Annotated in this window: 13 protein-coding genes; 1 reads left to right on the top strand and 12 read right to left on the bottom strand. The window is 67.0% G+C overall.

Features of this window, described 5'->3' with window-relative positions; all coding sequences use genetic code 11:
- Positions 1-37 precede the first annotated feature (37 nt).
- The 9 genes from AC5P7X_RS12545 to AC5P7X_RS12505 form a co-directional block, all read right to left on the bottom strand.
- Positions 38-1,813, bottom strand: coding sequence for a DUF885 domain-containing protein (locus tag AC5P7X_RS12545; RefSeq protein WP_053498812.1), 1,776 nt, complete (start codon positions 1,811-1,813; stop codon positions 38-40).
- Between the two features lie 282 nt (positions 1,814-2,095).
- The gene (locus tag AC5P7X_RS12540) at positions 2,096-2,443 is read right to left on the bottom strand and encodes a lipid-A-disaccharide synthase N-terminal domain-containing protein (RefSeq protein ID WP_019661748.1); all 348 of its coding nucleotides are present in this window, start codon (positions 2,441-2,443) and stop codon (positions 2,096-2,098) included.
- Positions 2,443-3,165 (bottom strand): glycosyltransferase family 2 protein, encoded by a 723-nt coding sequence (locus tag AC5P7X_RS12535; protein WP_005420380.1) that lies wholly within the window; start codon positions 3,163-3,165, stop codon positions 2,443-2,445. Before AC5P7X_RS12535 ends, AC5P7X_RS12540 begins: the two co-directional genes overlap by 1 nt.
- Positions 3,166-3,254: 89 nt before the next feature.
- On the bottom strand, positions 3,255-4,220 hold the full coding sequence (locus AC5P7X_RS12530; protein ID WP_005420382.1) for an NAD-dependent epimerase/dehydratase family protein: 966 nt from the start codon (positions 4,218-4,220) through the stop codon (positions 3,255-3,257).
- A gap of 45 nt (positions 4,221-4,265) precedes the next feature.
- The gene (locus tag AC5P7X_RS12525) at positions 4,266-5,000 is read right to left on the bottom strand and encodes a suppressor of fused domain protein (RefSeq protein WP_206620068.1); all 735 of its coding nucleotides are present in this window, start codon (positions 4,998-5,000) and stop codon (positions 4,266-4,268) included.
- A gap of 125 nt (positions 5,001-5,125) precedes the next feature.
- Positions 5,126-6,049 carry a ParB/RepB/Spo0J family partition protein gene (locus AC5P7X_RS12520; RefSeq protein ID WP_005420385.1) on the bottom strand — a complete coding sequence of 308 codons (924 nt, stop codon included), beginning with the start codon at positions 6,047-6,049 and terminating at the stop codon, positions 5,126-5,128.
- Positions 6,049-6,846 carry a ParA family protein gene (locus AC5P7X_RS12515; RefSeq protein WP_005420387.1) on the bottom strand — a complete coding sequence of 266 codons (798 nt, stop codon included), beginning with the start codon at positions 6,844-6,846 and terminating at the stop codon, positions 6,049-6,051. The genes AC5P7X_RS12520 and AC5P7X_RS12515 overlap by 1 nt, the downstream gene beginning before the upstream one ends.
- A 112-nt stretch (positions 6,847-6,958) precedes the next feature.
- On the bottom strand, positions 6,959-7,597 hold the full coding sequence (gene rsmG / locus AC5P7X_RS12510; RefSeq protein WP_005420388.1) for a 16S rRNA (guanine(527)-N(7))-methyltransferase RsmG: 639 nt from the start codon (positions 7,595-7,597) through the stop codon (positions 6,959-6,961).
- A gap of 39 nt (positions 7,598-7,636) precedes the next feature.
- Positions 7,637-8,236 carry a 4'-phosphopantetheinyl transferase family protein gene (locus AC5P7X_RS12505; protein WP_005420390.1) on the bottom strand — a complete coding sequence of 200 codons (600 nt, stop codon included), beginning with the start codon at positions 8,234-8,236 and terminating at the stop codon, positions 7,637-7,639.
- A gap of 84 nt (positions 8,237-8,320) precedes the next feature.
- On the opposite strand from AC5P7X_RS12505, the gene AC5P7X_RS12500 reads away from it, so the two are divergent.
- A complete protein-coding gene (locus tag AC5P7X_RS12500) occupies positions 8,321-8,572 on the top strand; it encodes a GlsB/YeaQ/YmgE family stress response membrane protein (RefSeq protein WP_005411656.1) in 252 nt (83 codons plus the stop codon).
- Between the two features lie 81 nt (positions 8,573-8,653).
- On the opposite strand, the gene xth is transcribed toward AC5P7X_RS12500, so the two are convergent.
- The 3 genes from xth to AC5P7X_RS12485 form a co-directional block, all read right to left on the bottom strand.
- Positions 8,654-9,421: an exodeoxyribonuclease III gene (xth, locus tag AC5P7X_RS12495; RefSeq protein ID WP_053498796.1), complete on the bottom strand. Its 768-nt coding sequence runs from the start codon at positions 9,419-9,421 to the stop codon at positions 8,654-8,656.
- A gap of 170 nt (positions 9,422-9,591) precedes the next feature.
- Positions 9,592-11,001, bottom strand: coding sequence for a coniferyl aldehyde dehydrogenase (locus tag AC5P7X_RS12490; protein WP_495214915.1), 1,410 nt, complete (start codon positions 10,999-11,001; stop codon positions 9,592-9,594).
- A gap of 260 nt (positions 11,002-11,261) precedes the next feature.
- Positions 11,262-12,923 (bottom strand): MFS transporter, encoded by a 1,662-nt coding sequence (locus AC5P7X_RS12485; RefSeq protein WP_049412037.1) that lies wholly within the window; start codon positions 12,921-12,923, stop codon positions 11,262-11,264.
- Positions 12,924-13,048: the final 125 nt, after the last annotated feature.

Here is a 13,048-nt window from a genome sequence, read left to right as displayed (position 1 = left end):
GCCCTTCGGGCGGGGCTCTGACCCGATCACACGACGGTCAGGCCTTCTTGCGCTCGGCGATGTAGGCCTGGATCTGCTGTTCCAGCACCGGCAGCGGCACCGAGCCCTGCTTGAGCAGAGTGTCGTGGAAGCCCTTGATGTCGAACTTGTCGCCCAGCTCCTTCTCGGCCTGCGCACGCAGGCGCACGATCGCGATCTCGCCCAGCTTGTAGCTCAGCGCCTGGCCCGGCCAGGAAATGTAGCGGTCCACTTCGGTGGTCACTTCATGCTCGCTCAGCGCGGTGTGGTCACGCAGGTAGGCCAGCGCCTGCTCGCGGGTCCAGCCCTTGCTGTGCACGCCGGTGTCGATCACCAGGCGCGCGGCGCGCCACATCTCATAGGTCAGGCGGCCGAAATCCTCGTACGGGGTTTCGTAGATGCCCATCTCCACGCCCAGCTTCTCGCAGTACAGCGCCCAGCCTTCGCCATAGGCGGAGATGTAGGCGTTGCGGCGGAACTCCGGCAGGTTCTTCTGCTCGGCGGCGATCGCGCCCTGCAGCGAATGGCCCGGATCGGATTCATGCAGGGTCAGCGCCGGCAGGTTGTACAGCGGGCGCGACGGCAGGTTGTAGGTGTTGAGCCAGTAGGTACCCATGCCACCGCGGCCGGCCGTCCAGAACGGTGCAATGTCCGGTGGCACCGGCACGATGGTGAAGCGCGCGCGCGGCAACGTCATGTACTTGCCGAGCTGGCCGTCCGCCCGCTTGGAAATCCACGCGGCGCGCGACAGCAGCTCTTCCGGCGTCTTCGCATAGAACTGCGGATCGGTACGCAGGAAGGTCAGGAACTCGGCGAAGCTGCCCTTGAACTTCACCTGCTTGATGATGTCGTTCATCTCGCCCTGGATGCGTGCGACTTCCTCCAGGCCGATGCGGTGGATCTCGTCCGGCGACAGGTCCAGCGTGGTGTACTCGTGGATCTGCTGCCTGTAGTAGGCCTTGCCATCGGGCATCGCTTCGGCGGCCAGGGTGGTGCGCGCCTGCGGCACGTACTCGTTGACGAAGAAGGTGCGCAGCTGCTGGAACGCCGGCACTACCTTGCCGCTGATCGCTTCACGCGCCTGCGCCTGCAGCCTGGCCTGTTCGGCGGCCGGGATGCTGTTGGGCAGCTTCTTGAACGGCGCGTACAGCGGCGATTCGGTCGGGTCCTTCAGTTCGGCGACGGTGGCGATGGACACTTCGCGGCCATCCAGCACCGCGCGCGGCACGCTGAAGCCGCGCTTCAGGCCGGCGCGCATGTTCTCGGTCTGCTGGCCGAAGTAACGCGGCACATCGTTCAGCCGTGCGATGTAGTTCTGGTAGTCCTGCACGGTCTTCATCTCGCGCCGGGCCATGAAGGACAGGTTGGACCAGAACGAGGAATCGGCGTTGAACGGCATTTCGTAGCCGCGCAGGCGCGTCTCTTCGGCCAGGTTGAACACCTGGTCGCGATAGATCGCGTAGTTGACCTGGTTGTCCGGCGACAGGGTCTTCGGGTCGATCTTCTTCAGTGCGGCCAGGGTCTCGTCCCACACCTTCAGGCGTGCCTGCTGCGCGGCCGGGCCGATGTCGGGCATGCGGGTGGCGTTGGCCGGGGCGTCTTCGTCCTCGCTGGCTTCACCACCTCCCTGCTGGCGCCACTTCCATTCCTTCTCGTACAGCGCGCGGAAGGCGGCATCCGCGGGCGATTCGGTGGCCACGCTGGCGGGCGCGGCGGCGGCGGCGGGCGCAGCGGCCAGGGCCACGGTGGGGGCGGACAGGGCGATCAACAGGGCAACGGCAAGACGGGTTTTCACGAGCACAGGTTCCCGGGAAGGCAGACCCCGATCATGGCACCGCCCACGGCCCGTGGCATGGGACGAAGGTCCTGCCTGCAGCGCAGGCAGGAGCGGGAACCGGCCGCTCTGGTAGATGCCAACCTTGGTTGGCACACGGGGAAACCCAGCGCCGACCAAGGTCGGCATCTACCAGGGCACCGCCGCTGAACATGCAGTAGATCCACGCCATGCGAGGATGCGCCGGGGATCCTGACAGGGGTCAGAGCCCTTTCCAGTGGAAAGGGATCCGACCCCGCAGCCTCAGTGACTGGCCTTGTCCCGCTTCCAGCCGCGGTGCTTGATGTCCAGGTGCAGGCTGTACAGCGCGGTGAACGCCGGGAACAGGTTCTGCAGCACGCCCACCGAGTCCTGCTTGGCCGAGAACAGGAAGTAGCTCAGGGTCATCAGGCTGCCGAGCACGCTCATGTACCAGAACAGGCGCGGGATGACGGGTTTGCCGGCGCGCTTGGAGGCGATGAACTGGACCAGCCAGCGGCCGCCGAACATCAGTGCGCCGGTGTAGCCGATCAGCTTCCAGCCGGTCACATGCAGGCCGGTCCAGTACAGCCAGGTCAGGGGCTGATCCAGCCAGTGCAGCTCCAGATCCATCAGCGCTCCTCCACCGCGGTGCGCTTGCTTCGGGTGATCAGCCAGGCTACGCCACGCAGGTCGCGGATGCCGACCAGCGCGCGGCCGAGGTTGTTGTACTTGGACACGCCGGCGGTACGGTGGCGGTGATTGACCGGCACGCTGGTGGTCTTCCAGCCGGCACGCTGCATCAGCGCCGGCAGGTAACGGTGCATGTGGTCGAAGTACGGCAGGTCGAGGAACGCGCTGCGTTCGAACAGCTTGATGCCGCAACCGGTGTCGGGCGTGTCGTCGCGCAGCATGCGCGCACGGATGGCGTTGGCCCATTTGCTGGCCCAGCGCTTGCTGCCGCTGTCCTGGCGGTTGACGCGCCAGCCGGCGAACAGCTTCACCTGCGCCTCGGCGGCGTCGCGTGCGGCAAGCAGCTTGGGAATATCGGCCGGATCGTTCTGGCCATCGCCATCCAGGGTGGCGATCCACGGCGCGCGCGCGTGCTTGACGCCGGTGCGCACCGCCGTGCTCTGCCCGCTCTGGTTCACATGGTGCAGCACGCGCAGTTCCGGGGTGGTTGCCTTCAATCCCTGCAGCACCGCCAGGGTGTCATCACGCGAGTGGTCGTCGATGTAGACGATCTCGAACGGCAGCCGGCCACGCAGCGCAGCGGTGATTTCGGCGACCAGCGGGGCAACATTGTCGCGCTCGTTGAACACCGGGACGACAACGGAAAGCTCGGGTTGGCTCATAAGGCACTCGGCCAAAGGGGGACAAAGACCGCGCATTCTCCGAAACCGAGGTTATCCGAAGATGAACCCGGCGGCGTGAGGATCCTTCCTCAGGCGCGATCGCCAAAATACTCGCGGCACCACTGCACCACAGGCGGCAGGCCTTGTTCGATCGGGGTCACCGCATCGAAGCCGAAAGCGTCATGTGCGCGCCGGGTATCGGCCATCGTGCGCACCATGTCGCCGGGCTGCATGGGCTTGTAGACCTTCTGCGCAGGGCGGCCGGCGGCCTGCTCGATCACGCTGATGAAGCGCTCCAGCTCGACCGGTGTATGGTTGCCGAGGTTGAACACCCGGTGCGGCACCGGACCGTCGGCCGGATGCGCGAGGGCGCCGAGGATACCGGATACGATGTCGGAGACATGTGTGAAATCGCGCTGCATGCGGCCTTCGTTGAACACGTCGATCGGCCGACCGGCCAGCACCGCGCGCGAGAACAGCAGCGGTGCCATGTCCGGCCGGCCCCACGGGCCATACACGGTGAAGAATCGCAGCCCGGTGGCATGCAGGCCGTACAGCTGCGCGTAGGTGTAGGCCATCAGCTCGTTGGCCGCCTTGGTCGCCGCGTACAGCGAGCGTGGCTGGTCCACGCGCTGGTCTTCGGAGAACGGCGGCGTGGCCGAATCGCCGTAGACCGAACTGCTGGAGGCATACACCAGGTGCTGCACGCCACGGTGGCGGCACAACTCGAGCATGTTGACGAAGCCGACCAGGTTGCTGTCGACGTAGGCATGCGGGTTTTCCAGCGAATAGCGCACGCCGGCCTGCGCGGCCAGGTGGATCACCGCGGTCGGCCGCACCTCGTCGAACAGTGCGGCCAGGCCCTGCTGGTCGGTCAGGTCCAGGGTGCGCAGGTCCAGCGCCGGACACAGCGCGGCCACGCGGTCACGCTTGATCTGCGGGTCGTAGTAATCGTTGAAGTTGTCCAGGCCGACCACGGCCTGGCCGGCCTCCAGCAGCGCGCGGGCGGTGTAGGCACCGATGAAGCCGGCAGCGCCGGTGAGCAGGATGGTCATGGCAGGGGCCTGGGAACGAAGTTCAGGCCCCTGATGTTACCGGTCTCAGAACAAACCGAAACGCTTCTTCGCCACGTTGGTGCGGCCGGGCTCGATCACATCGTTGATCTGTTTCGCATCGAAGCGGTCGAGCAGGGCGTCGGCGCCCTTCTTCAGCTTCAGGTCCATCTCTTCGGGGTACAGCGGAACCAGGCTCATGAAGCTGATGGTATTGCCATCCTCCAGCTCCAGCGTGGCGAAGTCCTCCGGGGCGGTCACCGGCGGCAGCACGATGGCACCGTCGAAACCCACGCCCGGCGCATAGGGCTCGCTGGGATGGCCGTTGGGAATGGTGTGGCCGAAGCCCAGCCACGTGTCGTACTCGTGCGGCAACCGCGCCATGCCCTTCAGCAGGCGTACTGGCCAGTAGTTGCGCTCATCCTCGAAGGCGTCCTGCGTGACCGGCCAGTCGGCCGGCAGGGTCACCATCAGTTCCATGTAGCGCGGCACGTCCGCATCCACCTCGGCGGGCACGGTCATCGGCAGGTCGCTCATGCCGGAGGTGACCAGGCGCAGGTACGGGCAGTGGTCATTGGCCGGCACCACGTGCACGTCGATGTGCACCAGGTCGGAGATGATTTCATGGAAGACACCGGACACCGGTCCCAGGTGGTGTTCGATGTGGGCACTGATCGCCTCGATGTGCCGTTCTTCGCCGATGGCGAGCACAAAGTCCTTCTCACGGCGATGTACCAGTATCTGGGTGCCGTCCGGGCTGACGTCTTCGTAGTCGTTGCTCATGTCCTGCTCCCTGGATGAGGCCACGGGCCGGAAGACGGTGCATTCCGCGGTGCGCGTGGCAGTGCGTTCCCTGTCATTCGCCGGGCGCGGCAGGAACAGGCCGCCTCCCCGACGCGGCGCCGGGCTCAGCCCTGGCGCGCGCGCAGTTTTTCCAGCACGCCGTCCAGGGTGTCCAGGTCGGTGTAGTGGATGATCAGCTTGCCCTTGCCGCCACGGCCGTGGCTGATCGCCACCTTGGCGCCGAGCGCTTCGGACAGCTCGGTTTCCAGCGAGGCGATGTCGGCCTGCTGCACCTTCGGCGTGGCCACCGGACGGCTGCTCGGCACCTTGCCGGCGGCGAAAGCCTGCGCACGCCGCTCGACCTCGCGCACCGACCAGCCTTCGTCGGCCGCTTCCTGGGCCAGCTTGCCGGCCAGTTCGGGGGCCAGGGTCAGCAGCGCACGGGCATGCCCCATTTCCAGGCGGCGGGTTTCCAGCAGCAGGCGGATCGCCACTGGTAGTTCCAGCAGACGCAGCAGGTTGGACACCGCCGCGCGCGAGCGGCCGACGGCCTCGGCGGCCTCGGCATGGGTGAGGGTGAACTCGCTGATCAGGCGCTGCAGCGCTTCGGCTTCCTCCAGCGGGTTGAGGTCTTCACGCTGGATGTTCTCGATCAGCGCCATCGCGATGACGGTGCGGTCTTCCAGCTCGCGCACCACCACCGGCACTTCGTCCAGCCCGGCCAGCTGCGATGCGCGCCAGCGGCGTTCACCGGCGACGATTTCGTAGTTGCCCGCCGGCAGCTGGCGCACCAGGATCGGCTGGATCACGCCCTGCGACTTGATCGAGTCGGCCAGCTCGGAGAGCTTGCCCTCGTCCATCTCGCGGCGCGGCTGGTACTTGCCCGGCTGCAGCTGGCCGACCGGCAACTTGCGCAGCACTTCCCCCGGCAGCGGCTCGATCACCGCCGTGGTGGCCTGCACCTGGCTGACCGCGCCCTTCGGGCCCAGCAGCGCGTCCAGGCCACGGCCGAGGCCTCGCTTCTTGGCTGCCGGCTTGCTGCTGGTCATCAGACGGTCTCCACGGCCTTGGTGGCCTTGTTGCGTTCGTTGTTGCGGCGGATGATCTCGCCAGCCAGGCCCAGGTAGGCCACGCCACCGCGCGAGGCGCGGTCGTAGCCGACGATGCTCTGGCCATGGCTGGGTGCCTCGGCCAGGCGAACGTTGCGCGGCACGATGGTGCGGAACACGCGATCGCCGAAGTGCTCGGTGAGCTCGGCCGACACCGCGTTGGCCAGGTTGTTGCGCACGTCGAACATGGTGCGCAGCACGCCTTCGATCTCCAGCGCCGGATTGAGGTTGGCACGCAGCGCTTCGATGGTTTCCACCAGCGCGCTCAGGCCTTCCAGGGCGTAGTACTCGCACTGCATCGGCACGATCACCGAATCGGCAGCGGCCAGCGCATTGAGCGTCAGCAGCGACAGCGCCGGCGGGCAGTCGATCAGGATGTAGTCGTACTCGTCGCGGATCGGTGCCAGCGCGCGCTTCAGCCGCTGCTCGCGCTCGCTCTGCGCCATCAGCTGGATCTCGGCGGCGGTCAGGTCGATGTTGCCGGGAAGCAGGTCGTAGCCTTCGGCGGTCTGCACGCGTACATCGGCGGCGCTGGACTCGCCCAGCAGCAGATCGTAGGTGGAGGCGGCCAGCTCACGCTTGTCCACGCCACTGCCCATGGTCGCGTTGCCCTGCGAATCGAGGTCGACCAGCAGCACGCGCTTGGGTGCGTTGGCCAGGGAAGCGGCCAGGTTGACGGCGGTCGTGGTCTTGCCGACGCCACCCTTCTGGTTGGCGATGGCGATGATGCGGGCCATGCGGGTGTGCCTCGTCGACGTGTGCTGGGACCGGTCATTATGCGTACAACCGGCCCCTTGCGGAAATCGTGGATCGCCAACCCGTTGTTGCACAAGGGGCTGGCGGCGGGAATCAAGGGCCTGTAACAGTGACCAGGTGGCGTTCGCCGGCCAGGCCGGGCACGCTCAGCGGGGTCACCTCGCGCACCTGCCAGCCAGCCGGCAGGTCCGCGATCTCCTCATGCGGGTAGACGCCCTTCATGGCCAGCAGCACGCCCCCCGGCCGCAGCAGGTGGCCACCAACGCGGACGATGCCGGCCAGGGTATCCATGGCACGGGCGGTCAACTGGTCGTAACGACCCGCCTCGTCCAGCGCCTCGGCGCGCGATTCGGCCACGCGGGCATTGCCCAGGCCGAGTTGGCGCACGGCCTCGCGCATGAAGCGTGCCTTCTTGCCATTGCTCTCGACCAGGGTCACCTGCAGGCCCGGGCAGGCGATGGCCAGCGGGATGCCCGGCAGCCCGGGGCCGGTGCCGAGGTCGGCCAGGCTGCCATCGGCCACGAACGGCTGCATCGCCAGCGAGTCGAGCAGGTGGCGGGTGACCATCTCCTGCGGGTCGCGGATGGCGGTGAGGTTGTAGGTGCCGTTCCAGCGGTGCAGCAGGGCCAGGTAGCGCAGCAGCGGCGGCGCCAGCGCGGCATCCAGGCCCATGCTGGCCAGGCCCTGTTCCAGCGTGGCAGCCACGCTGGCGGGAAGTGGGTGTTCGCTCATGCCGGCATTATCGCCGGTTTTGCGCGCTGATTCCCCGCCTCAGTGCGGATACCAGGCCAACGCCGCCCGGAACTGACCGGTGGCCTGCCATTCGTGCAGGTGCCAGCGCGCGGCCTCGCCCAGTTCCGGGTCGCACCAGCGCAGGTGCAGGGCGCCATCGGCCCCCGGCGCCAGCTGCAGGCGGTGCAGGCCGAACGAGATACCCTGGCCGTGCGCCTTCAGCATCGCTTCCTTGGCGCACCACACGCGGAAGAACCAGTGTTCGCGGTCGGCCTGGTCCAGGCTTTCCAGCCACGCCACCTCCTCCGGGTGGAAGAAGCGCTGCACGATCTCCAGCAGGCGGGCGCGCGGCCGCAGCAGTTCCAGGTCCACGCCCAGCCGCACGCCTTCGCCCAGCGCCACCAGCAGCACCTCGCCGCTGTGGCTCCAGCCGGTGCCGTAGTGGGCCAATGCGCCGCTCAGCTCCGGCCGGCCCTTGTCATCGCGGACCAGCGGCAGCGTCTCCGGATCGGCCCCGAGGGCCTGCGCCAGCACCTGCCGTGCCTGCGGTTCGCCGCGCTGGCCGGGCACGTGCGGGCGCCGCCAGACCGTCACCGGACCGAAGCGCCACGGGCCATCGAGGGTGGCTGGCAGGCTCATCCGCACGCGCCCATCACGCAATTCCACGACGGGTTCACGGCCGTGCGCGTCAACTGGTCACCGTTCCCCACCGGAGGTTCGATCATGGGCATCATCATCTGGCTGATCGTCGGCGGCATCGTAGGCTGGCTGGCCAGCATCATCATGAAGCGCGATGCCCAGCAGGGCATCATCCTCAACATCGTGGTCGGCATCGTCGGCGCGCTGATTTCCGGCTGGCTGTTCGGCGGCGGCATCAACGAAGCGATCACCATTCGAACCTTCCTGTTCTCGCTGATCGGTGCAGTGATCCTGCTGGCGATCGTCAATCTGTTCACCCGCAAGAGCATACGGTGATCTGAGGGGTAGCGCCGGGCCATGCCCGGCGTCACCCTGCCGCCGCTGCGCTCGCCGGGCATGGCCCGGCGCTACCTCAACTCAACCCAACTGCACCCACGCCGGCGCATGGTCGCTCGGACGTTCCCAGGTGCGCGGCTCGCGGTCGATGCCCGAAGCCACCGCACCGCTCTTCAGCGCATCGGAGACGAGGGTCAGGTCGATGCGCAGGCCCAGGTTGCGACGGAAGCCGGCGGCGCGGTAATCCCACCAGCTGAAGGTGCCCGCCTCGTCGTTGTGCAGGCGGAAGCCATCGTGCAGGCCCAGCTGCAGCAGCTTGTTCAATGCGCCGCGCTCGGCGGTGGAGGTCAGGATGTGGTTGTCGTTCCACACCTCCGGGTCGTGCACGTCGCGTGCGTCCGGGGCAATGTTGAAGTCCCCCATCACGATCAGCTTCGGGTGGCGCTGCAGTTCTTCGGCGATCCAGGCATGCACCGCCTCAAGCCAGCGCAACTTGTACTCGTACTTGTCGGTACCGATGTCCTGGCCGTTGACCACGTACAGGTTGATTACCCGCAGGTCGCCGAAGGTACCGGCGATGACGCGCTTCTGCTCGTCCTCGAAGCCGGGAATGCCGATCTGCACGTCCTGTGCAGGCTCACGCGACAGCAGCGCCACGCCGTTGTAGGTCTTCTGGCCGGCGAACACGCTGCGGTAGCCGGCAGCGATCAGCGCAGAGTCGGGGAACTTGTGGTCCTCCAGCTTGGTTTCCTGGATACCGACGATGTCCGGGCCGAACTCCTTGAGCCACTGTTCCAGGTGCGGCAGGCGGACATTGAGCGAATTGACGTTCCACGAGGCGATTTTCATGCGGGCATTCTACCCGGGTGGCCGGGATGGGGCTCGGCCCGGATTCCCGCGTAGAGCCGAGCCCACGCTCGGCTGCATTGATCGGGCACCCAGCCAGGAGCAGCCGAGCATGGGCTCGGCTCTACAGAAGAATCGGGCCCTGATTAAGTAGCGCCACGCCTTGCCTGGGTTCACCGCAGCAGCAGCTTCAACAACCCCGCAATCTTCGAATACGGCGGCCGCAGCCGGTCGCTGGCCGCCCAGCGCGACTGCCACAGCACCGGCAGCCGCTTGCTCATCGCATCGAACCCGGCCCGGCCGTGGTACGCGCCCATGCCGCTGGCCCCTACCCCGCCAAACGGCAGGCCATCGGCGGCGAAGTGCAGCAGCGTGTCGTTGACCGTCACCCCGCCGGCCACCACCTGGCCGAGGATGCGCTCCACCGTGACCGTGTCATGGCTGAAGGGATACAGCGCCAGCGGCCGGTCGCGGGACAGCACGTCCGCCAGCGCCGCCTCCAGGTCCGGGTAGGCCCGCACGGGCAGGATCGGCCCGAAGATCTCCTCGCGCATCAGGTCCAGATCGTCGGGCGGGTCGAGCACCACGGTCGGCACCAGCAGACGCTCGCGGTCGGCGCGCGCCTCATCCACCTGCGCCAACGGAATTACCGGCACGCCACGTTCGCGCGCCTGCACCAGATAGCCCTGCAGGCGCTGGTACTGGCCCTCGTTGATGATGCGCGTGTAGTCGTCGGCATTGCTGAAGTCGCCATAGCGTTCGCGCACCTGCTGCTGCAGCGCCTGTACGAACTCGCGCTGGCGGACCGTATCGATCAGCACATAATCCGGCGCGATGCAGGTCTGGCCCGCGTTGAACCACTTGCCGGTGGCGAGCCGCGCGGCGGCTTTGTCCAGCGGAAAATCGCGGCAGACGATGGCCGGCGACTTGCCGCCCAGCTCCAGCGTGACCGGCACCAGATGCTCAGCGGCGGCGGCCATCACCTTGCGGCCCACGGCCGTCGAGCCGGTGAACAGCAGATGGTCCAGCGGCAGCGAGGACACCGCCGCGGCCACGTCCGCCCCACCCTGCACCACCGCCACCCGATCGGGCGGGAACACGCTGGCCAGCAGATCGGCCAGGAACGCGCTGGTGCGCGGCGTGTGTTCCGAAGGCTTCAGCAGTACGTGGTTGCCCGCAGCGATGGCGGTGGCCAAAGGCACCAATGCCAGCGTGACCGGGTAGTTCCAGGGCGAGATCACCCCGACCACACCCAGCGGCGTCGGCCGCAGCTGCGCGCGCGCCGGCCACAGCTTCCAGCCGGCCCGTACGCGCTGCGGCTTCGACCAGCGCCGCAGGTGGCGGCGCAGGTGGTCGATGGCCGACAGCACGCTCATGCCATCGGCCAGCTTCGATTCGGTGTGGGCGCGGTGGCCGAAGTCCTCGGCGATGGCCGTGGCCATTTCGTCCAGACGTGGCTTCAGCGCCTCGCGAAGGCGATGCAGGTCATTCTCGCGCTGGGCGAGCGTGGGCCGCTGCGACTGCCACGCGCTGCGCAGGGTGTGCAGGATGGCGGGGAGGTCGGCTGGGGCGGTGGTCGTCATGGGCCGACTATACGGGGTGCTGCGCGTTTGAATGGGGTCAGATCCCTTTCGCGCGCGAAAGGGATCTGACCCCGGGCGCGAGAGGGCCTGCGGCTTCGGATGCCTGTCAACCGCGATGGCGGCATTGAGTTCTGCCTTTTCGCGTCTGCGGAGTTTTGTGCCGCGCGTTGCGCGGTCGCCGAGCATGGCTCGGCGCTACAGGGAAACGAAAAGGCCGTGGTCTGCACCACGGCCTCTCCTTCATCCGATGAATATCATTCTTACTTGGTGATATCCACGTTCTTGGTTTCGCGCAGGAACAGGCCGCCGATCACCACCGACATCAGTGCGATCGCAATCGGGTACCACAGGCCGTAGTACAGGTTGCCGGTACCGGCCACCAGCGCGAACGAGATGGCCGGCAGGAAGCCACCGAACCAGCCGTTGCCGATGTGGTACGGCAGCGACATCGAGGTGTAGCGGATACGGGTCGGGAACAGTTCGACCAGGTAGGCGGCGATCGGGCCGTAGACCATGGTCACGTACAGCACCAGCAGCCACAGCATGAAGATGGTGCCGGCGATGTTGATGCGCGCACCATCGGCCTTGGCCGGGTAGCCGGCGGTGGTCAGCGCGGTCTTCAGCTCTGCTCCGAACGCATCGGCCTTGGCCTTGCCTTCTTCCTTGGTCAGGCCCGCGGCCTCATACGAGGTGACGCTGGCGCTGCCGACATTCACCATCGCCAGCGAGCCGGCGGCGGCGGGCTGCACGTCGTACGGCACGCCGGCCTTGGTCAGCGCGGCGGTGGCCACGTCGCAGGAGCTGGTGAACTTGCGCAGGCCCACCGGATCGAACTGGAACGAGCAGGTGGCCGGATCGGCGACGACCAGGGCCGGCGAGCTGCTGCGGGCTTCTTCGATGGCCGGGTTGGCGAAGTGGGTCAGGCCCTTGAAGATCGGGATGTAGGTGATGGCCGCCAGCAGGCAGCCGGCCAGGATGATCTTCTTGCGGCCGATGCGGTCGGACAGCCAGCCGAAGAAGATGAAGAACGGCGTGCCCAGTGCCAGCGCTGCGGCGATCAGCAGGTAGGAGGTGGTGGCATCGACCTTCAGCATGCTGCTGAGGAAGAACAGCGCGTAGAACTGTCCGCCGTACCAGACCACGGCCTGGCCAGCCGCTGCACCGAGCAGGACCAGCAACATCAGCTTCAGGTTGCCGCCCTTCAGGCTGTCGCGGAACGGGGTCTTGGAGCCCTTGCCTTCAGCCTTCATCTGCTGGAACAGCGGCGATTCGCTCAGCTGCAGGCGGATCCATACCGAAATGCCCAGCAACAGGATCGACACCAGGAACGGAATGCGCCAGCCCCAGGCTTCGAAGGCCTCGTTGCCCAGCGTCATGCGGCAGGCCAGGATGATCAGCAGCGACAGGAACAGGCCGAGCGTGGCGGTGCACTGGATGAAGCTGGTGTACAGGCCACGCTTGTCGTCCGGCGCGTGCTCGGCCACGTAGGTGGCGGCACCGCCGTACTCGCCGCCCATCGCCAGGCCCTGGGCCAGCCGCAGGATGATCAGGATCACCGGAGCGGCGAAACCGATCGAAGCGTAGTTGGGCAGCACGCCGACCAGGAAGGTCGAGATGCCCATGATCAGGATGGTGACCAGGAAGGTGTACTTGCGGCCGATGCGGTCGCCGAGGCTGCCGAAGAAGGCCGCGCCGAACGGGCGTACGAAGAAGCCGGCGGCGAACGCCAGCAGGGCGAAGATCATGCCCGTGGTTTCATTGACGCCACTGAAGAACTGCTTGGCGATGATGGCCGCGAGCGAGCCGTACAGGAAGAAGTCATACCACTCGAACACCGTGCCGAGGCTCGATGCGAAGATGACCTTCTTGTGGCCCTTGGTCAGGGTGCCCGCTTTATGTGCGGTGCTGGGTGTACTGGACATGGGACGCTTCCCCTCCGAAGCAATCGTTGTTGGTGGGTGCCGACCGTTGGTCGGCACTCAATTCGGTAGATGCCGACCTTGGCCGGCATTCAATCTCGGTAGGTGCCGGCCGCCGGCCGGCACGC

Source organism: Stenotrophomonas sp. YJH_SMC_53, assembly GCF_059369995.1.
Note: the sequence above shows the minus strand (reverse complement) of the source record. Positions and strands in the feature narration are given on the sequence as shown.